Raw genomic sequence first — 16,977 nt, 5'->3', positions numbered from 1 at the left:
CGGGTTCTCCGGACGTACAGGGGCCCGCGCACTCGGTGGGGGAACGCGGACCAACGCGGCACCTTCCCCCAGTCCCCCGGGCGCATGCGATGGCATAGATCACACAGCGGTGCTTCTCACACACGCCTCACAAGTACCTCACGTGCCCGGACGACCACGCCGTACGGGTTTCACAGTTCTGGTGAGACAGCGATACTGCTGCACATGACGACCGACACCGACAGCGACACCGGGGAGCCGACGCTCACGGTCGACGAACTGGCCGCGCGGGCCGGCATCACCGTCCGCACGGTCCGCTTCTACAGCACCAAGGGGCTGCTCCCCCCGCCGGTGATCGGTCCGCGCCGGGTCGGCCACTACGGGCAGCAGCACCTGGCCCGGCTGGCGCTCATCGAGGAGCTCCAGCACCAGGGCATGACGCTCGCTGCGATCGAGCGCTACATGGAGCAGCTGCCGCCCGACCTCAGCCATCACGACCTGGCGATCCACCGGGCCGTCGTGGCGTCCTGGGCGCCGGACACCGTGGAGACGCTCACGGCCGAGGAACTGCACCGCCGGGCCGGGCGCCCGCTGAGCGAGGACGACACCGAGCGGCTCGCCGCCATGGGGGTCGTCCGGGCCGAAGGGGAGGCCTTCCGCGTCGACTCCGGGCTGCTCCGCCTCGGGGTGCAGCTCCTGGACGTACCGCTGTCCGAGGCGGCCATCCTCGCCTCGCGCAAGGTGCTGATCGAGCACTCGCGCGCGGCGGCGCACGAGCTGTCGCAGCTGTTCCGCAGCGAGGTGTCCGAGCGGGACGAGCAGGACGTGAAGCTGCTGTCGGCGCACATGCAGCCCCTGGTGGTGCAGGCGCTGCTGACGACCTTCCAGCGCTCGCTCAAGGAAGAGGTGCACCAGTGGCTCGCGGACACCCAGCCGGAGTCACAGGAAGGCCGATCCGCCTGACACGTTGAGCGTCTGCCCGGTCCGAAAGCCGCTGCCCTCGTCCACCACGTACAGCAGGGTCGAGACCAGGTCGGGCGGCTCCTGGGAGCGCCGCACGACCTGTCCGGCGCGGACGGCCTCGAAGCCGCCGCCCGCGCCGACCGTCCGCTCGGCGGTGGCGGTGGCGGTGCGCACCATGCTCGGCGCGATCGCGTTGACGGTGACGCCGTACGGGCCGAGCGCCGAGGCCAGCGCGCGCGTGAAGCCGATCAGGCCCGTCTTCGAGGGTGACGTAGGGGGACCATGCCGGGCGGTGCGGTGAACACCGCGGCGCAGACGATGCTGACGACGCGGCCCCACCCGACCGCCCTCAGATACGACAGCGCGGCCCGGGTCACCACGAACGGCGCCGCCAGATTGATGGCAGTCGGCCCTCGGCTGGTGGTGGACGACGGCCCCCACACGCCTCCGCGGTGCGGACCAGGGCGGCGACGGTGCCCTCGCGGCCCACGCCGCCCCCGGCGACGATCGCGGGGCGGGCCGCGGCGCCGAGCGGCAGCGCGGCGCGCTCCAGGCCGGCGGCCGGGCCGAGCGGGGGCGCGGGCCGGGACCTCGACCTCGATGTCCTCGCCGAGCACGTCCATGGGCAGGGACAGGAACACCGGTCCTGCGGGCGGCCGTATGGCGAGGGCGAAGGCGCGGCGCAGGGCCGGCGGCAGGTCGCGGGCGTGCCGGATGTCGAACACCGCCTTCACCGCCGGGGTGGCCAGGCCGATCAGGTCGCCGGAGAGCGTGGGGTCCTGCTGGAGGTGGCGGCCGTCCTGCTGCCCCGCCGCCACGACGAGCGGGGCGCGGGGGCGGCGGGCGTTGAGCCGGCCGATCAGGTCGTTGGCGAGGCCTGCGGCGATGTGCAGGCTCACGAAGGCCGGGCGGCCGGTGCCGCGGGCGTAGCCGTCGGCCATGGCGACGACGGAGCCCTCGTGGACACCGAGCACCTACTCGGGTTCGCCGTGGGCGTCCGCGAGGGCTGCCAGGAAGGGGAGTTCGGCGGTGCCGGGATTGCCGAAGACGCGGTTCACGCCCTCGCCGCGCAGGATGTCCAGGACGGCGAGGGCCGGACGCTGACCCATGGCGGCTCCTCAGGGGGACGGTGGCCGTGCGGAGCGTTCGCAGGTCAGCGTCGAGGGCCCGGGGGGCGGGGCGCAAGACCTACGTACCGCTCAGCGGTACGTAGGCTCTCACCCGCGCACGTTGCTCAGCCGGCGTCCGTGAAGCGCTCCCCCTTCTCCGCCTTCTCCACCAGCAGGGCCGGCGGGTCGAAGCGGTCGCCGTAGCGCTCGGACAGCTCGCGGGCGCGGGCCACGAAGCCGGGCAGGCCACCCTCGTAGCCGTTGATGTACTGGAGGATGCCGCCGGTCCAGCCGGGGAAGCCGATGCCGAAGATGGAGCCGATGTTGGCGTCGGCGACGGACGTGAGGACGCCCTCCTCGATGAGCTTGACCGTGTCGAGGGCCTCGGAGAAGAGCATGCGTTCCTGCATGTCCTCGAAGGGGATCTCGTGACCCGGCTTGGTGAAGTGCTCGCGCAGGCCCGGCCACAGGCCCGCCCGCTTGCCGTTCTCGTCGTAGTCGTAGAAGCCCGCTCCCCCGCTGCGGCCGGGGCGGTCGAACTCGTCGACCATACGGTCGATGACGGCCTCGGCGGGGTGCGCCGGCCAGGTGCCTCCGGCCTCCTCGACGGCCCGCTTCGACTCGTTGCGGATCTTGCGCGGGAGGGTCAGCGTCAGCTCGTCCATGAGGGACAGGACCTTGGCCGGGTAGCCGGCCTGCGCCGCCGCCTGCTCGACCGAGGCGGGCTCGATGCCCTCGCCGACCATGGCGACGCCCTCGTTGATGAAGTGGCCGATGACGCGGGAGGTGAAGAAGCCGCGGGAGTCGTTGACGACGATCGGCGTCTTGTTGATCTGGCGGACCAGGTCGAAGGCGCGTGCCAGGGCCTCGTCGCCGGTGCGCTCGCCCTTGATGATCTCGACGAGGGGCATCTTGTCGACCGGCGAGAAGAAGTGCAGACCGATGAAGTCGCCCTGTCGCTCCACGCCTTCGGCCAGCACGGTGATCGGCAGGGTGGAGGTGTTGGAGCACAGCAGCGCGTCCGGCTCGACGACGTGCTGGATCTCCTGGAAGACCTTGTGCTTGAGCTCGGGGTTCTCGAAGACGGCCTCGATCACGGCGTCGCAGCCGGCCACGTCCTGCGGGTCCGCCGCCGGCGTGATGAGCGCGAGCAGGGCGTCCGCCTTCTCCTGTGTCGTACGGCCGCGGGAGACGGCCTTGGCGCACAGCTTCTCGGAGTAGGCCTTGCCCTTGACGGCCGCCTCCAGGGAGACGTCCTTCAGGACGACCTCGATGCCCGCGCGGGCGCAGGAGTAGGCGATGCCCGCGCCCATCATCCCGGCGCCGAGGACGGCGACCTTGCGGACCTTGCGGGACTCGATCCCCTTGGGGCGGTTGGCGCCGGAGTTGACGGCCTGGAGGTCGAAGAAGAACGCCTGGATCATGTTCTTCGAGGTCTGGCCCGCGGCCAGTTCGACGAAGTAGCGGGCCTCGATGACCTGCGCGGTCTCGAAGTCGACCTGCGAGCCCTCGACGGCCGCGGCGAGGATGTTGCGCGGCGCCGGGTAGGGCGCGCCGCCCGTCTGCTTGCGCAGGTTGGCCGGGAAGGCGGGCAGGTTGGCCGCGAACCTGGGGTTGGCGGGGGTGCCGCCCGGGATGCGGTAGCCCGGCTTGTCCCAGGGCTGCTGCGACTCGGGGTTGGCGTCGATGAAGGCGCGGGCCTTGGCGAGCATCTCGTCCTGGGTGGCGGCGACTTCGTGGACCAGGCCGTTGTCGAGGGCGCGCCGCGGGCTGTACTGGGTGCCCTGGAGCAGCACCTTCAGCAGGGCGTCGGCGATGCCGAGCAGGCGGACCGTGCGGACGACTCCGCCGCCGCCGGGCAGCAGTCCCAGCGTGACCTCGGGGCAGCCGATCTTGGAACCCGGTGCGTCGAGGGCGACGCGGTGGTGGCAGGCGAGGGCGAGCTCGTAACCGCCGCCCAGGGCCGCGCCGTTGATGGCGGCGACCACCGGCTTGCCCAGGGTCTCGATGCGGCGCAGGTTGCGCTTGATCGCCATGCCGCCGTCGAAGAGGTCCTGCGCGGTCTCCGGGGTGACCCGGATGAGGTCGCGCAGGTCGCCGCCGGCGAAGAAGGTCTTCTTGGCGGAGGTGAAGACGATGCCGCGGATGGAGTCCTTCTCGGCCTCCAGGCGGTCGGTGACGGAGGCGAGGGAGTCGCGGAACGCCTGGTTCATGGTGTTCGCGGACTGGTTGGGGTCGTCGAGGACGAGGGTGACGACGCCGGTCTCGTCCTGTTCCCAGCGGATGGTGGTGCTCTCGGTCATGAGGGGATCTCCGTAGAAGTCTCGTGTGGCCGCTGGGGTCTTCAGACGCGCTCGACGATCGTGGCGATGCCCATGCCGCCGCCGACGCAGAGGGTCGCGAGGCCGTAGCGCTTGTCCTGGCGCTCCAGTTCGTCGAGGAGCGTGCCGAGGATCATCGCGCCGGTCGCGCCGAGCGGGTGGCCGAGGGCGATCGCGCCGCCGTTGACGTTGACCTTGTCCAGGGACAGGCCCATGTCCTTGACGAAGCGCAGGACGACCGCCGCGAAGGCCTCGTTGATCTCGACGAGGTCGATGTCGTCGATGGTCAGCCCGGCCTTGGCGAGTGCCTTGCGGGTGGCGGGCGCGGGGCCGGTGAGCATGATCGTGGGCTCCGAGCCGGAGACCGCCGCGGAGACGATCCGCGCGCGCGCGGTGAGGCCGTACCGCTCGCCGACCTCCTTGGTGCCGATCGCCACCAGCGAGGCGCCGTCCACGATGCCGGAGGAGTTGCCCGCGTGGTGGACGTGGTCGATCTTCTCGACCCAGTGGTACTTCTGCAGTGCCACGGCGTCGAAGCCGCCGAGGTCGCCGATGTCCGCGAAGGACGGCTTCAGCTTGGCGAGGGAGTCGGCCGTGGTGCCCGGGCGCAGGTGCTCGTCGTGGTCGAGGACGACGAGGCCGCCGCGGTCCTTGACCGGGACGAGCGAGCGCTCGAAGCGGTTCTCCTTGACGGCCGTGGCCGCGCGCTCCTGCGAGAGGGCCGCGTACTCGTCGACGTCGCGGCGGGTGAAGCCCTCGATGGTGGCGATGAGGTCGGCGCCGATGCCCTGCGGCACGAAGTTGGTGGCGAGGTTGGTCATCGGATCGTTGAACCAGGCGCCGCCGTCGGAGGCCATGGGCACCCGGGACATGGACTCGACGCCGCCCGCGAGGACGAGGTCCTCGAAGCCCGAACGGACCTTGGCGGCGGCCATGTTGACGGCTTCCAGACCCGAGGCACAGAAGCGGTTCTCCTGCACACCCGCGACCGTGTCCGGCAGTCCGGCGGCGATCGCGGCGATACGGGCGATGTCGGAGCCCTGGTCGCCGACCGGGCCGACGACGCCGAGCACGATGTCGTCGATCGCGGCCGGGTCCAGGCCCGGGAAGCGGACCCGGAGCTCATGGATGAGCCCGACGACCAGGTCGATGGGCTTGGTGCCGTGCAGGGCGCCGTTCGCCTTGCCGCGGCCGCGCGGGGTGCGGATCGCGTCGTACACGTACGCTTCGGTGCTCACAAGCAAGCCTTTCGGGGGTGAGGGTGGGCCGGCAGGGGATGAGGGTCGGCCGGCCGAGAAGCTTCAGCCGAGCAGCGAACGGCCGATGATCTCCTTCATGATCTCGGTCGTGCCGCCGTAGATGGTCTGGATGCGGCCGTCGGTGAAGGCCCGCGCGACCGGGTACTCGGTCATGTAGCCGTAGCCGCCGTGCAGTTGGAGGCAGCGGTCGGCGACGCGCTTCTGCAGCTCGGTCGCCCACCACTTGGCCATGGATGCGTGCACGGCGTCGAGCGTGCCGTCCGAGTGGTCCTCGATGCAGCGGTCGAGGAAGGTGCGGGTGACGGCGCACTCGGTGGCCATCTCGGCTATCTCGAAGCGCACGTGCTGCTTGGTGGCGAGCGGGCGGCCGAAGGCCTCGCGCTCCTTGACGTAGTCGGTGGTGATCTCCAGCAGGTGCTCGGCGGCGGCGATCGCCGAGACGGCGATGCTCAGACGCTCCTGGGCGAGGTTCGTCATCAGGTGCACGAACGCGCCGTCGCGCGTGCCGAGGAGGTTCTCCTTCGGCACGCGGACGTCGTTGAAGAACAACTCGGCCGTGTCCTGCGCCTTCTGGCCGATCTTGTCGAGGTTGCGGCCGCGCTCGAAGCCTTCCATGCCGCGTTCGACGACCAGCAGCGACAGCCCGCGCGCACCGCCCTCCGGGGTCGTCTTCGCGACCACGACCACCAGGTCGGCGAGGATGCCGTTGGAGATGAACGTCTTGGCGCCGTTGAGCAGCCAGTGGTCGCCGCGGTCCTCCGCGTGGGTGCGGATGCCCTGCAGGTCGGAGCCGGCGCCCGGTTCGGTCATGGCGATGGCGGTGATGATCGAACCGTCGCAGAAGCCGGGCAGCCAGCGGCTCCGCTGCTCGTCGGTGGCGAGCGAGGTCAGGTACGGGCCGATGATGTCGTTGTGCAGGCCGAGGGCGAGGCCGGCCGCGCCCGCGCGCGTGAACTCCTCGGCGAGGACGGCGCTGTAGCGGAAGTCGGCGGTGCCGCCGCCCCCGTACTCCTCGGGCACGGCGAGGCCGAGCAGGCCCTGCTTTCCGGCCGCCCGCCAGGCCCCGCGGGAGACGATGCCGTCCTTCTCCCACTGCTCGTAGTACGGCAGCACCTCCCTGGCCAGGAAGGCGCGCACCGTCTCGCGGAACGCGTCGTGCTCGGGGGCGAAGATCTGCCGCTTCATTCGGGGCCCTTCATGGGTTCCTGGTCCTTCATGAGGTCGGGTACGTCCCAGTCGCGCGCCACGCCCGCGGTGTCCGCCCCGGGTTGCGCCGGGCCGGTCCGTACGGCCGTCGGGGTCGCGGAGAAGCGCGGCGCCGGCGCGGGCTGGGTGATGCCGCCGTGGTCGGTGAAGGTGCCGCGGGCGGCGAGATGGGGGTGGTGCGGGGCCTCGCGCAGCGACAGCACGGGCGCCACGCACGCGTCGGAGCCCTCGAAGAGGGCCGCCCACTCCTGCTGCGTGCGGGACTTGAAGCGGGCGGCGACCGCGGTGCGCAGTTCGCCCCAGCGGGCCCAGTCCTTGCGGGTCTCGGCGTGCTCGGGGACGCCGAGCAGGTTCACGAACTCCTCGTAGAACTGCGGCTCGAGGGAGCCGACCGCCATGTACCTGCCGTCGGCCGTCTCGTACGTGCCGTAGTACGGGCAGCCGCCGTCCAGGAGGTTGGCGCCGCGCCGGTCCTGCCAGCCGCCGGCGGCGAGCATGCCGTGGATCATCGCGGAGAGGTGGGCGGTGCCGTCGACGATGGCGGCGTCCACGACCTGGCCGGTGCCGCCGGCGCGCGCGTGGTGCAGGGCGGCGAGGACGCCGACGACGAGGTAGAGGGAGCCGCCCGCGTAGTCGCCGAGGAGGTTGGCGGGGACGGCCGGCGGCCGGTCCGGGTCGCCGATCACGCCGAGGGTGCCGGTGAGCGCGATGTAGGCGACGTCGTGGCCGGCGCGCTGGGCGAGGGGGCCGTCCTGGCCCCAGCCGGTCATGCGGCCGTAGACGAGCCCCGGGTTGCGGGCGTGGCAGGCCTCGGGGCCGACGCCGAGGCGTTCGGCGACGCCGGGGCGGTAGCCCTCGATGAGGACGTCGGCGCGTTCGGCGAGGTCCAGGACGCGCGCGGCGCCGTCCGCGGACTTCAGGTCGACGATCACCGAGCGCTTGTTGCGGTTGGTGACGTCGTACGCGGGGTCGATCGCGAGCCCGGCGCCGCCGGGGCGGTCCACGCGGACCACGTCGGCGCCCAGGTCGGCGAGGAGCATGGCGGCGAACGGGCCCGGCCCGATCCCGGCCAGCTCGACCACGCGCACACCGCTGAGCGGGCCCTGCCCGGCCGGCGTCTCTGCCGTTGTCATCAAGCCCCCAGCACTGTGACACAACTGATGTAACACCAGTGATGCTAAGAACCCGCCGCACTGAACACAAGACCTGGGCGAGCAAGCGCTTAGCCAATTGTCGGGGCCATCGGCGGCTCAGCGCGCGTCCAGCTCCGCCGTCAGCCGCTTCGGCGCGATCGCCCGGTAGCTCTCCTCCACCCACTCGCACAGCAGCTCGGCCGTCGGCGCGCCCCGCTCCTGGAGCGGGATGCGGACCCAGCCGGCCTTGCCCAGCCCGTACCCGGAGGGCTCGGCGCCCGGGAAGGTCAGGGCATGCGCGTGGGCGGCCTCGTCCCTGAGCTTCACCGTCACGCCGAGCGGATGGCTGCCGTCGGTGACACCGAGGAAGACGAACACCTTCCTGTTGACCTTCGCGACGGACTCGCCCCAGGGGAACTCCTCGACACCGCCGGGCAGGCCGAGAGCGAATTCGCGCGCCTTCTCCCACTTCTTCAGGGCATTTTCGGTCACGGCCAAGCTCTGCCTCCGGGCTCGTCGTCGGGCTCCGCACTCCTCACGCTAACCTCGGCCACCGACAACGGCGCGTGCAGCGGACCGAGGGGTGTCATGAGCAGGCTGAACAGGGCGGACCGTCCGTACGACATCGTGCTTTTCGGGGCCACCGGCTTCGTCGGGGAGCTCACCGCGGAGTACCTCGCCGCGCACGCGCCCGACGGGCTGCGCTGGGCGATCGCGGGCCGCAGCGAGAGCAAGCTGGAGCGGCTGCGCGGACGGCTGCCCGGCGCCGGGAAGGTCGGCGTGCTGCGGGCGGACGTGTCCGACCCGGCCGGCCTGCGCGAGCTCGCCGAGCAGGCACGCGTGGTGGCCACGACGGTCGGCCCGTACGTCACCTACGGCGAGGATCTCGTGGCCGCCTGCGCCGACAGCGGCACGGACTACCTCGACCTCTGCGGCGAGCCCGAGTTCGTGGACCTCACGTACGTGCGCCACGACGCACGCGCGCAGGAGACCGGCGCACGGCTGGTGCACGCCTGCGGCTACGACTCGATCCCGCACGACCTGGGCGCGTACTTCACCGTCCGGCAGCTGCCCGAGGGCGTCCCGCTGACCGTGGACGGATACGTGACGGCGGACGCCACCTTCTCGGGCGGTACGTTCGCCTCGGCGCTCAACCAGTTCGCCCGGGTGCGTCCGATGCTGGCCGCCGAACGGGACCGCGGGCGGCACGAGCCGCGCCTGGTGGGGCGGCGGGCCGCCGTGCCCACCGGAGCACCGAAGTTCGCCAAGGAGGTCGGCGCGTGGGCGCTGCCCCTGCCGACCATCGACCCGCAGATCGTGCACCGCTCCGCGAAGGCCCTGGAGCGCTACGGCCCCGACTTCCGCTACCGGCACTACGCGGCGGTGCGCCATCTGCCCGTCGCGCTGGCCGGGGTCGCGGCGGTGAGCGGCGTGTTCGCGGCGGCCCAACTGCCGCCCGCGCGGCGCTGGTTGTCGGACCGGCTCAAGCCCGGCGAGGGGCCGGACGCCGAGAAGCGCGCGAAGAGCTGGTTCAAGGTCCGCTTCGTGGGCGAGGGCGGCGGCCGGCGGGTGTTCACGGAGGTCGCGGGCGGCGACCCCGGCTACGGCGAGACGGCCAAGATGTTCGCCGAGTCGGCGCTGTCGCTGGCCTTCGACGACCTGCCGCCGACCTCCGGCCAGGTGACCACGGCGGTGGCGATGGGCGACGCGCTGATCGAGCGGCTGCGCGGAGCCGGCATCACCTTCCGGGTCGCCGCCGGCCGCTGAGGGGGCGAACGGGTCCCGGCCGGGCGCGGGTTCGTCCTAGAGCGACCAGCCGGCCACGGTGTAGATCATCCCGGCGATCCAGCCGACCCCGGCCAGCACGGCGAGGATCAGCACGGCCGTCACGGCACGCTCGACGGGACGGTTGGGGTCGGCGAGGGGCTTCGGGGCCCGGTGCGTCGTCATGCGGCACAGCCTGTCCGCCGGCACACGGCGCCCACATCCGTACGGCTACTCAGTACACGTACTCAGATCGCGACGCGTGCATGCCTACGCCCGCGAGCGCGATGTGAGACTTTCCGACGGCGCAGCCCATGGTCCCGCCCCACTTGGCGGAAGAAGCGCCAACTGGGGCGGCGGTCTGCTACTCGCAGCACCGCGAGGTCGGTCAGTGCCGGATCGTCGCCTCCTGAAGCGCCCGGCGGCACAGCGCGTCCGCCCTGCGCGTGGTCTCCGGGAGCCGGTAGGCGGGGGTCAGCGCCAGGGTGTGGGCGCAGGCGTTCTCCAGGTCGACGCGGTGTCCGACGGAGACGAAGACCGGCTTGACGGCGTCGCGGGTGCGCAGGGCCCGGCCGACCTCCTCGGTGCCCGCCAGCAGCGGTGAGGTGCTGCCTCGCGCGGCACCCGGATCGTCGTGGGCGAAGGTGAACGGGTTCTTGGCGACGCCGATCGTGGGCAGGCCCGTGAGGACGCCTAGGTGGCTGGCGAGGCCGAAGCGGCGCGGGTGGGCGAGGCCGTAGCCGTCGCAGACGACCAGGCCGGGCGGGCGCACCAGGGCGTCGAGGGCGGCGAGGACCGTGGGGATCTCGCGGAAGGCGAGCAGCCCCGGCACGTACGGGAAGGAGATCCGGCCGACCGCCGTGGCCTCCTCGACGACGTCGAGGGTCCCCGCGTCGAGGACCACCGCCGCGGCGGCTACGACGTCCCGCTCGTCGTCGTAGGCCACGTCGACACCGGTCACGTACCCCGCGCCGGGCGGCGGTCCCGCCGCGTCGAGCAGTACGCGCTCGCGCAGCTCGTCCTGGACGGCGCGGGCCTCTTCCTCGGTCGCGGGCCAGCCCGCGGGGATGCTTACGGTCGTCATGATGGGGACGAGCGTACGGGCCCGGAAGGTGCGGCGTAGGCTCGTGATCATGTTCGTACTGGACCTGACCTACACCGCCCCGCTCGATGCCGTGGACGCCCTGCTGCCGGACCATGTGGCGTGGCTGGACGAGCAGTACGGCAAGGGCTTCTTCCTGGCGTCGGGGCGCAAGGACCCCCGCGACGGCGGAGTGATCCTCGCCGTCGCGGAGGACCGGGCGCGCATCGAGGAGATCGTCGCGGGCGACCCGCTCGCCGTCGCCGGTGTGTGCGCGTACCGCATCACGGAGTTCCTCGCCACGAAGACGGCTCCGGAGCTTGCGCACCATCGGCAGGCGATCGGCTGAGCCGCGCGGCTCAGCTCTTCTTGGCGTTCAGGGCGCGCTGCAGCTGGCCCTTGTTCATATTCGAACGGCCTTCGATGCCACGCTGCCTGGCCTCGTTGTAGAGCTGGTCTCGGGTGGGCCCCTGCGAGCCGCTGCCCGACCGCCGGCCGCCGCGCTCGCCGGACGACATGTCCTGCTTGGAGCTGCGGCCGGCGGTCCGGGACTCACCGGAGCGGGCGCGTTCCTTGTTCACGGTGCGCGAGGCGATCTCCTTGGCGCGCCCCGCGCTCTCGCCCCGGTCCTGTGCGCTCTGCTTGATGTGCTCGTACTGGCGCTCACGCTTGGGGCTGGAACCGGCCGGCATGATCGCTCCCTTCGTCTGCGACGGGCCGTCGAGATGCCGTCGACATGCCTGTGACGGACCTTTGACGGGCCTTTGCGGCAGGGAACGAGTACCCGCCTTCCGGCGTCCTACGTCAGCGTTCCAGCCGGGCCACCCGCCCCTGCTCGCCCGCCGCCCAGCAGGTGGGACCGGGTACGCAGTCGACGGTGTCGTACGAGCCGGTGTCGACCGTCCGCCAGGTGCGGCCGCCGTCGGTGGTCACATCGGTGCCCGTGGGGCCGACCGCGAGGGCGGTGGTGCGGCTGTGCGGGAGCCAGGCGGCGCCGGAGCGGTAGGCGGGCGGCGGCTCGGCGGCCGGCTGCCAGGTGCGGCCGCCGTCGGCGCTGCGAGCGGCGGCCTGCGGCGAGGTCTGGTCGGGGCGGTAGTCGCCGCCGACGGCGAGGCCGTGGGTGGGGTCGCGGAAGGCGAGCGCGAAGACGCCCTTGGCCGGGTCGCCGGCCGGGATCGGGGTGTCGGCCGCCGTCCAGGTGCGCCCGCGGTCGCGGGAGTGCAGCACACGCGCGCGTGCACCGCCTCCGGTCGCCAGCCAGGCGTCCGACGGGCCGGAGGCGACCAGGCACTGGCCGCTCGCCGCGAAGCCCGCCTCCCCGTCCAGGGCGGCCGGCATGCCGTCGCCGGGCAGCACCTTCCAGGAGCGGCCGCCGTCCGCGGTCGACAGGATGCGGAACCTGCCGTCCACCGGGTCGCTCATGGCCAGGCCGTGGCGGTGGTCGAAGAAGGCCATGCAGTCGTAGAAGGCCTTGGCGTCGGTGTTGCGGAAGGACTCGGTCCAGGTCGCGCCGCCGTCGTCGGTGCGGTAGACGCGGGACGCCTCGCCCTCGCCGATGGCGAGCACCACGGCCCGCCGCGCGTCGAACGCCTCGATGTCCCGGAACTCCAGCTCGCCGGCGCCCGGCGGCGAGACATCGCGCCAGCTCGCCCCGCCGTCGGTGGTGCGCAGCACGGTGCCCTTGGTGCCGGCCACCCAGGCGGCATCCCGGCCCACGGCCGACAGACCGCGGAAGCGCACGCCGCTCGCGCCGGTGTCCTTGAGCTCCCAGTGGGGTGCCCGATGCCCCTGTGTCTGTGCGGGTGCCTGTGCCTGTGCCTGCGCGGGTGCGGCGGTCGGCGCGGCCAGCGCCGCCGAACACACCGCCCCCGCGGCCACCGTGCGGAACGTAGGTCTCATTCGTCGCGAGCTCCCCATGCGCCTCATGGCGGGCGAAGCTAGTCCACCCTGCGGACACCGTCCAGAGGGCCCGTCCGAACCACAAATGCCCCGCAGTGCACGGAAAGTGGACCCCGTCACTCCTGTGAATGAACGCGGTGACGGAGGTCACTCGGAATCGGGGTGCACGGATTGGCTGATTCCGGCGTCTCTAGCAGTGCCCGGCCCGATCGGCACCTGAGCCCGGCTCGATCTGCCCACCGCCCATCCGTCCAGCCGTCAACAAGGGAGCAAGGCGTTGTCCACCGTCATCGAGCAGCCCGTGGAGGCCCGCCTCGTGGCCGCCGCGCCACGTATGCCCAGCATCCCCGCGACGCTGCACTACGACCGCCGCGATCCGTTCGCCGTCCGCATGACCTTCCCCGCCCCGGCCACGCTGGAGGGCGTGGAGGTCTGCTGGACCTTCTCGCGCGAACTCCTCACGGACGGCCTGGAGGAGCCCGCGGGTGACGGCGACGTCCGCGTGCGCCCCTACGGCTACGACCGCACCGTCATGGAGTTCCACGCCCCCGAGGGCACCGCCGTCGTACACGTCCACTCGGACGCGATAAACCGGTTCCTCTCCGCCACCAACGCCCTGGTGCCCGTCGGCATGGAGCACCTGCAGCTGGACCTCGACCACGACCTCGCGGAACTGATGCGCGACGCGGCCTAACGGCCCCCGCCCATCAGCGTGTTGAGCTCGCCGTAGTCGAGCCCGCCCGCCAGCGAGTCGTACGTCCCCGCGCCCAGCAGCTCCCCTGCGGCGCGCCGGACCAGTGCGTGTGCGGCCTGCGCGATGCCGGAGCCGACGCTCACCCTGGCGACGCCGAGCGCGGCCAGTTCGGCGACCGGCGGTGCGCCCGGGCCCGCCATCACGTTCAGCGGCCCCTCGATCCCGTCGACGAGGAGCTTGACCGCCCCCGGGTCGACGGCCCCGGGGACGAAGATCCCGTCGGCGCCCGCCGCGAGGAAGGCGGCCGCCCGCTCCAGGGTCTCGTCCACTCCCCCGGCGCTCCTGAGGAACGTGTCGATGCGGACGTTGACGAACAGCGGCACCCCGGCCGCGTCGGCCGCCTCCCGGGCGGCGGCGATCCGCTCGGCCTGCTCCGCGACGGGACGCAACGGCCCCGTCCCTTCCTCGTAGAGCGCGTCCTCGATGTTCACGCCGACCGCGCCCGCCTCGATCACCGCGCGGATCGTGCTCGCGACGCCCGCCGCGTCCCGCGCGTAGCCCGACTCGATGTCCGCGCTGACGGGCACCTCCACGGCGGCGGCGATCCGGGCCACTGCGCCGAGGGCCACGGCACGCTCCAGCCGGTCGCCGTCCGCCGCGCCGAGCGCCCACGCGAGACCCGCGCTCGTGGTCGCGACGGCGGCGGCACCGGCGTCCTCGACGATGCGGGCACTGGTGATGTCCCAGGCGTTCGGCAGGACGAGCGGAGTACCGGGGACGTGCAGGGAGCGGAAGGCGAGGGCACGCGCGCGAAGGATCTCGTTCGTCGTCATACCGCCCACTCAACCAGCGGGCACGGGGCGGGGGCTGGCAGAAATCCGACACGTACGCCGGAGGCTCAGACGGCCGGCGTCAGGGCCGAACACAGCTCGCCGAGCACCCCGCCCACCCCGCTGCGCTCGACGAGTTCCTCGACGCGCTCCTTGAGCTGCTCACGGTCGTCCCCGTCCGGGACCAGGCCGCGTACGCCCCCGGCTGCGGCGAGAGCCACGGCGGCGGCCTCCTGCTCGGAGACCTCCCCGCGCCCCTGCCACACGTCCCGCGCCTCCTGCCGCAGGACGTCCACGGCGTCCGCGCGCTCCAGCACGTGCTCCACGCTCGGGAAGACACCGAGCACACGCTTCTTCTCCGCGCGCAGCCACCCCTCGGCGGTCAGCTGCTCCCGCACGGCGTCCGCCTGCACGCGCGCGTGCAGGCCCACCCACGCCCGCCACCGGTGCGGCATCGACTCGCGGACCAGTTCCAGCAGCCCGTCGAGGACGGCGTCCCCGGTGAGGGTGTCCAGGTCGGCCGGGGTGGCGATGCCGTCCTCGTCGGTGAGCAGGCCGCGCCGGACCAGCTCGGTGAGGGCGCCGGCCCGCACCAGGTGCGCGGCGGCGACCTCGGTGCCGGTGGGGTCCCAGGCGAGGAGGCACAGCCGGGCCGGGAGCGAGAGCGAACCGTGGGGCACGAGGTCTCCTTGGTGCGGCGTCGTCAAGATCACGGTAGTTCGTTAATGCGTTGACAGCCGCCAGAGGCGCTCGTACGGTGTAAAGCGCTTCTGTTGCCGTCGATCGGAGAAGGACGTTGCTCCTCTGAGGTCCTGAGACACCGTGTGACACACCACAGGTGTGTGCGCCGCGTGCGACCTCGGCAGTCGAGCCGTCCCGACGGAACGGGGCATTTCTCATGCCCCAGGCCCCCTCATCTCTTCGAGGCCTTCTCCATCTCCGGAACTCCCCTCTCCTGCCGTAGGTCCCCGGTGTCTCGATACGCGTTTGCCCCTGACCGCATCAAGCAACCGCGAGGCCCGCATGTCTCCATCCATCACCTGTACGTCCCTCTCCTTCACGTGGCCCGACGGCACGTCCGTCTTCGAGGGCCTCGACGTCTCCTTCGCCCCCGGCCGGACCGGGCTCGTCGGCGTCAACGGGTCCGGCAAATCGACCCTGTTGAAGCTGATCGCCGGTGAACTCGCCCCGGCCGACGGTGTCGTCCGCGTCGCGGGCGAGGTCGGCCACCTCCCGCAGAACGTCACCCTCGACACCCGTCTGCGGGTCGACGAGGCGCTGGGCATCGCCGGCCGGCGGGCCGCGCTGCACGCCATCGAGGCGGGCGACGTGTCCGAGGAGCACTTCGAGACGGTCGGCGACGACTGGGACGTGGAGGAGCGCGCCCTGGCCACCCTCGGCGAACTCGGGCTCGGCCACATCGACCTGGACCGCACCATCGGCGAGGTGTCGGGCGGTGAGTCGGTGCTGCTGCGGCTGGCCGCCCTGCTGCTCCGCCGCCCGGACGTCCTGCTCCTGGACGAGCCGACCAACAACCTCGACCTGTACGCGCGCAGACGGCTGTACGCGGCCGTGTCCGCCTGGCCGGGCGTCATGGTCGTGGTCAGCCACGACCGCGAACTGCTGGAACTCGTCGACCAGATCGCCGATCTGCGCTCCGGGGAGGTCACCTGGTACGGCGGCAACTTCTCCGCCTACGAGGAGGCCCTCGCCACCGAGCAGGAGGCCGCGGAGCGCATGGTGCGCGTCGCCGAGGCCGACTACCGCAAACAGAAGCGCGAACTGGCCGACGCCCAGGTCAAGCTGGCCCGTCGCAAGCGCTACGGGCAGAAGATGTGGGACCAGAAGCGCGAACCGAAGATCGTCATGGGGGCGCGCAAGCGCGCGGCACAGGAGTCCGCGGGCAAGCACCGCATCATGCACGAGGAGAAGCTCACCGAGGCGAAGGAGCGCCTCGACGAGGCGGCGGACGCCGTGCGGGACGACGACGAGATCCGCGTCGACCTGCCGTTCACGGCCGTACCGCCGGGCCGTGACGTGCTCACCCTGCGGGAGCTGGAACTCGCCTACGGCGCGCGCGTGGCCGGCGGGCTGGATCTGCGCGGCCCGGAGCGGATCGCGCTGATCGGGCGCAACGGCGCGGGCAAGACCACGCTGCTGCGGACGATCGCCGGTGAGCTGGCGCCGGTCTCGGGCGAGGTGCACGCGCACGTGCCGCTGCGATTCCTGCCGCAGCGGCTGGATGTCCTCGACGACGAGCTGTCCGTCGCCGAGAACGTGGCCCGGTTCGCGCCGGGCGCCACCAACAACCGGATCCGGGCGCGGCTGGCCCGCTTCCTGTTCCGCGGCGCCCGCGCCGACCAGCGGGCGGCGACGCTGTCCGGCGGCGAGCGCTTCCGGGCGGCCCTGGCCGCGCTGATGCTCGCCGAGCCGGCCCCGCAGCTGCTGATGCTCGACGAGCCGACGAACAACCTCGACATCGCGAGCGTCCGGCAGCTGACGTCGGCCCTGGAGTCGTACGAAGGAGCACTGATCGTGGCCAGCCACGACCTGCCGTTCCTGGAGTCGATCGGGATCACCCGATGGCTGCTGATGGACGGCGAGTTGCAGGAGACCGCACCGGAGGAGGTCGGATGAAGCGTCCGGGAAGCGCATCTCAGGAGGGGCACATCCTGGCAACGGGGGTTTTGCCCGCGCACATGTGCGCTGCATGATGGCGGTCCGGGTCCCTCTCCAAGG

19 protein-coding genes are annotated in these 16,977 nt (G+C 72.3%); 5 read left to right on the top strand and 14 right to left on the bottom strand.

Annotated elements, in window-relative coordinates:
• Nucleotides 1-204 precede the first annotated feature (204 nt).
• Nucleotides 205-942 (top strand): MerR family transcriptional regulator, encoded by a 738-nt coding sequence (locus ACGFYN_RS29475; RefSeq protein WP_393868922.1) that lies wholly within the window; start codon nt 205-207, stop codon nt 940-942.
• On the opposite strand, the gene ACGFYN_RS29470 is transcribed toward ACGFYN_RS29475, so the two are convergent.
• From ACGFYN_RS29470 to ACGFYN_RS29435, 8 genes are all read right to left on the bottom strand, one after another.
• The gene (locus ACGFYN_RS29470; protein ID WP_393868921.1) at nt 919-1,281 is read right to left on the bottom strand and encodes an SDR family oxidoreductase; all 363 of its coding nucleotides are present in this window, start codon (nt 1,279-1,281) and stop codon (nt 919-921) included. The two genes, ACGFYN_RS29475 and ACGFYN_RS29470, sit on opposite strands and share 24 nt — an antisense overlap.
• Nucleotides 1,191-1,916: a thiamine pyrophosphate-binding protein gene (locus tag ACGFYN_RS29465; RefSeq protein ID WP_393868920.1), complete on the bottom strand. Its 726-nt coding sequence runs from the start codon at nt 1,914-1,916 to the stop codon at nt 1,191-1,193. The genes ACGFYN_RS29470 and ACGFYN_RS29465 overlap by 91 nt, the downstream gene beginning before the upstream one ends.
• Nucleotides 1,917-2,051 carry a hypothetical protein gene (locus ACGFYN_RS29460; RefSeq protein ID WP_393868919.1) on the bottom strand — a complete coding sequence of 45 codons (135 nt, stop codon included), beginning with the start codon at nt 2,049-2,051 and terminating at the stop codon, nt 1,917-1,919. It lies immediately after the preceding gene.
• Between the two features lie 125 nt (nt 2,052-2,176).
• A complete protein-coding gene (locus ACGFYN_RS29455) occupies nt 2,177-4,354 on the bottom strand; it encodes a 3-hydroxyacyl-CoA dehydrogenase NAD-binding domain-containing protein (RefSeq protein ID WP_393868918.1) in 2,178 nt (725 codons plus the stop codon).
• Nucleotides 4,355-4,395: 41 nt separating this feature from the next.
• A complete protein-coding gene (locus ACGFYN_RS29450; protein WP_393868917.1) occupies nt 4,396-5,610 on the bottom strand; it encodes an acetyl-CoA C-acetyltransferase in 1,215 nt (404 codons plus the stop codon).
• A 63-nt stretch (nt 5,611-5,673) separates the two neighbouring features.
• Nucleotides 5,674-6,816 carry an acyl-CoA dehydrogenase family protein gene (locus ACGFYN_RS29445; RefSeq protein WP_393868916.1) on the bottom strand — a complete coding sequence of 381 codons (1,143 nt, stop codon included), beginning with the start codon at nt 6,814-6,816 and terminating at the stop codon, nt 5,674-5,676.
• Nucleotides 6,813-7,970, bottom strand: a complete 1,158-nt coding sequence (locus ACGFYN_RS29440; RefSeq protein ID WP_393868915.1) for a CaiB/BaiF CoA transferase family protein — start codon at nt 7,968-7,970, stop codon at nt 6,813-6,815. The genes ACGFYN_RS29445 and ACGFYN_RS29440 overlap by 4 nt, the downstream gene beginning before the upstream one ends.
• A gap of 117 nt (nt 7,971-8,087) precedes the next feature.
• Nucleotides 8,088-8,468 (bottom strand): MmcQ/YjbR family DNA-binding protein, encoded by a 381-nt coding sequence (locus tag ACGFYN_RS29435; RefSeq protein WP_393868914.1) that lies wholly within the window; start codon nt 8,466-8,468, stop codon nt 8,088-8,090.
• 90 nt (nt 8,469-8,558) lie between these two features.
• Between ACGFYN_RS29435 and ACGFYN_RS29430 the strand changes: the two genes are divergently transcribed.
• Nucleotides 8,559-9,737, top strand: a complete 1,179-nt coding sequence (locus ACGFYN_RS29430; protein WP_393868913.1) for a saccharopine dehydrogenase family protein — start codon at nt 8,559-8,561, stop codon at nt 9,735-9,737.
• A gap of 36 nt (nt 9,738-9,773) precedes the next feature.
• Here ACGFYN_RS29430 and mmpA read toward each other — a convergent pair whose 3' ends face one another.
• A complete protein-coding gene (gene mmpA / locus ACGFYN_RS29425; RefSeq protein ID WP_330281581.1) occupies nt 9,774-9,920 on the bottom strand; it encodes a morphogenic membrane protein MmpA in 147 nt (48 codons plus the stop codon).
• A 202-nt stretch (nt 9,921-10,122) separates the two neighbouring features.
• Entirely contained in the window at nt 10,123-10,818 is a 696-nt protein-coding gene (locus tag ACGFYN_RS29420; protein WP_393868912.1) for an endonuclease V, read from the bottom strand.
• Between the two features lie 49 nt (nt 10,819-10,867).
• On the opposite strand from ACGFYN_RS29420, the gene ACGFYN_RS29415 reads away from it, so the two are divergent.
• Nucleotides 10,868-11,164, top strand: coding sequence for a YciI family protein (locus ACGFYN_RS29415; protein ID WP_393868911.1), 297 nt, complete (start codon nt 10,868-10,870; stop codon nt 11,162-11,164).
• Between the two features lie 10 nt (nt 11,165-11,174).
• On the opposite strand, the gene ACGFYN_RS29410 is transcribed toward ACGFYN_RS29415, so the two are convergent.
• Together ACGFYN_RS29410 and ACGFYN_RS29405 are read right to left on the bottom strand one after the other, a co-directional pair.
• A complete protein-coding gene (locus ACGFYN_RS29410; RefSeq protein ID WP_393868910.1) occupies nt 11,175-11,507 on the bottom strand; it encodes a plasmid stabilization protein in 333 nt (110 codons plus the stop codon).
• A gap of 112 nt (nt 11,508-11,619) precedes the next feature.
• Nucleotides 11,620-12,714: a WD40/YVTN/BNR-like repeat-containing protein gene (locus ACGFYN_RS29405; protein ID WP_393868909.1), complete on the bottom strand. Its 1,095-nt coding sequence runs from the start codon at nt 12,712-12,714 to the stop codon at nt 11,620-11,622.
• 277 nt (nt 12,715-12,991) lie between these two features.
• Here ACGFYN_RS29405 and ACGFYN_RS29400 point away from each other — a divergent pair, with 277 nt between their 5' ends.
• Nucleotides 12,992-13,408: an SsgA family sporulation/cell division regulator gene (locus ACGFYN_RS29400; RefSeq protein WP_393868908.1), complete on the top strand. Its 417-nt coding sequence runs from the start codon at nt 12,992-12,994 to the stop codon at nt 13,406-13,408.
• Here the strand turns inward: ACGFYN_RS29400 and ACGFYN_RS29395 are convergent.
• Together ACGFYN_RS29395 and ACGFYN_RS29390 are read right to left on the bottom strand one after the other, a co-directional pair.
• Entirely contained in the window at nt 13,405-14,241 is an 837-nt protein-coding gene (locus ACGFYN_RS29395) for an isocitrate lyase/phosphoenolpyruvate mutase family protein (protein WP_393868907.1), read from the bottom strand. The two genes, ACGFYN_RS29400 and ACGFYN_RS29395, sit on opposite strands and share 4 nt — an antisense overlap.
• Before the next feature lie 65 nt (nt 14,242-14,306).
• A complete protein-coding gene (locus ACGFYN_RS29390; RefSeq protein ID WP_393868906.1) occupies nt 14,307-14,918 on the bottom strand; it encodes a GPP34 family phosphoprotein in 612 nt (203 codons plus the stop codon).
• Nucleotides 14,919-15,261: 343 nt separating this feature from the next.
• On the opposite strand from ACGFYN_RS29390, the gene ACGFYN_RS29385 reads away from it, so the two are divergent.
• Complete coding sequence (locus tag ACGFYN_RS29385) at nt 15,262-16,875, top strand: ABC-F family ATP-binding cassette domain-containing protein (protein WP_393868905.1); 1,614 nt, start codon at nt 15,262-15,264, stop codon at nt 16,873-16,875.
• Nucleotides 16,876-16,977 lie beyond the last annotated feature (102 nt).

Origin of the sequence: Streptomyces sp. NPDC048419 (assembly GCF_043200415.1) — a bacterium.
Lineage (GTDB): Bacteria > Actinomycetota > Actinomycetes > Streptomycetales > Streptomycetaceae > Streptomyces.
Note: the sequence above shows the minus strand (reverse complement) of the source record. Positions and strands in the feature narration are given on the sequence as shown.

Coding starts and splice junctions, on each gene's coding strand:
- ACGFYN_RS29475 (WP_393868922.1), top strand. CDS start 205: ATGACGACCGACACCGACAGCGACACCGGGGAGCCGACGCTCACGGTC.
- ACGFYN_RS29460 (WP_393868919.1), bottom strand. CDS start 2,051: ATGGGTCAGCGTCCGGCCCTCGCCGTCCTGGACATCCTGCGCGGCGAG.
- ACGFYN_RS29455 (WP_393868918.1), bottom strand. CDS start 4,354: ATGACCGAGAGCACCACCATCCGCTGGGAACAGGACGAGACCGGCGTC.
- ACGFYN_RS29445 (WP_393868916.1), bottom strand. CDS start 6,816: ATGAAGCGGCAGATCTTCGCCCCCGAGCACGACGCGTTCCGCGAGACG.
- ACGFYN_RS29440 (WP_393868915.1), bottom strand. CDS start 7,970: ATGACAACGGCAGAGACGCCGGCCGGGCAGGGCCCGCTCAGCGGTGTG.
- ACGFYN_RS29430 (WP_393868913.1), top strand. CDS start 8,559: ATGAGCAGGCTGAACAGGGCGGACCGTCCGTACGACATCGTGCTTTTC.
- mmpA (WP_330281581.1), bottom strand. CDS start 9,920: ATGACGACGCACCGGGCCCCGAAGCCCCTCGCCGACCCCAACCGTCCC.
- ACGFYN_RS29420 (WP_393868912.1), bottom strand. CDS start 10,818: ATGACGACCGTAAGCATCCCCGCGGGCTGGCCCGCGACCGAGGAAGAG.
- ACGFYN_RS29415 (WP_393868911.1), top strand. CDS start 10,868: ATGTTCGTACTGGACCTGACCTACACCGCCCCGCTCGATGCCGTGGAC.
- ACGFYN_RS29410 (WP_393868910.1), bottom strand. CDS start 11,507: ATGCCGGCCGGTTCCAGCCCCAAGCGTGAGCGCCAGTACGAGCACATC.
- ACGFYN_RS29405 (WP_393868909.1), bottom strand. CDS start 12,714: ATGAGACCTACGTTCCGCACGGTGGCCGCGGGGGCGGTGTGTTCGGCG.
- ACGFYN_RS29395 (WP_393868907.1), bottom strand. CDS start 14,241: ATGACGACGAACGAGATCCTTCGCGCGCGTGCCCTCGCCTTCCGCTCC.
- ACGFYN_RS29385 (WP_393868905.1), top strand. CDS start 15,262: ATGTCTCCATCCATCACCTGTACGTCCCTCTCCTTCACGTGGCCCGAC.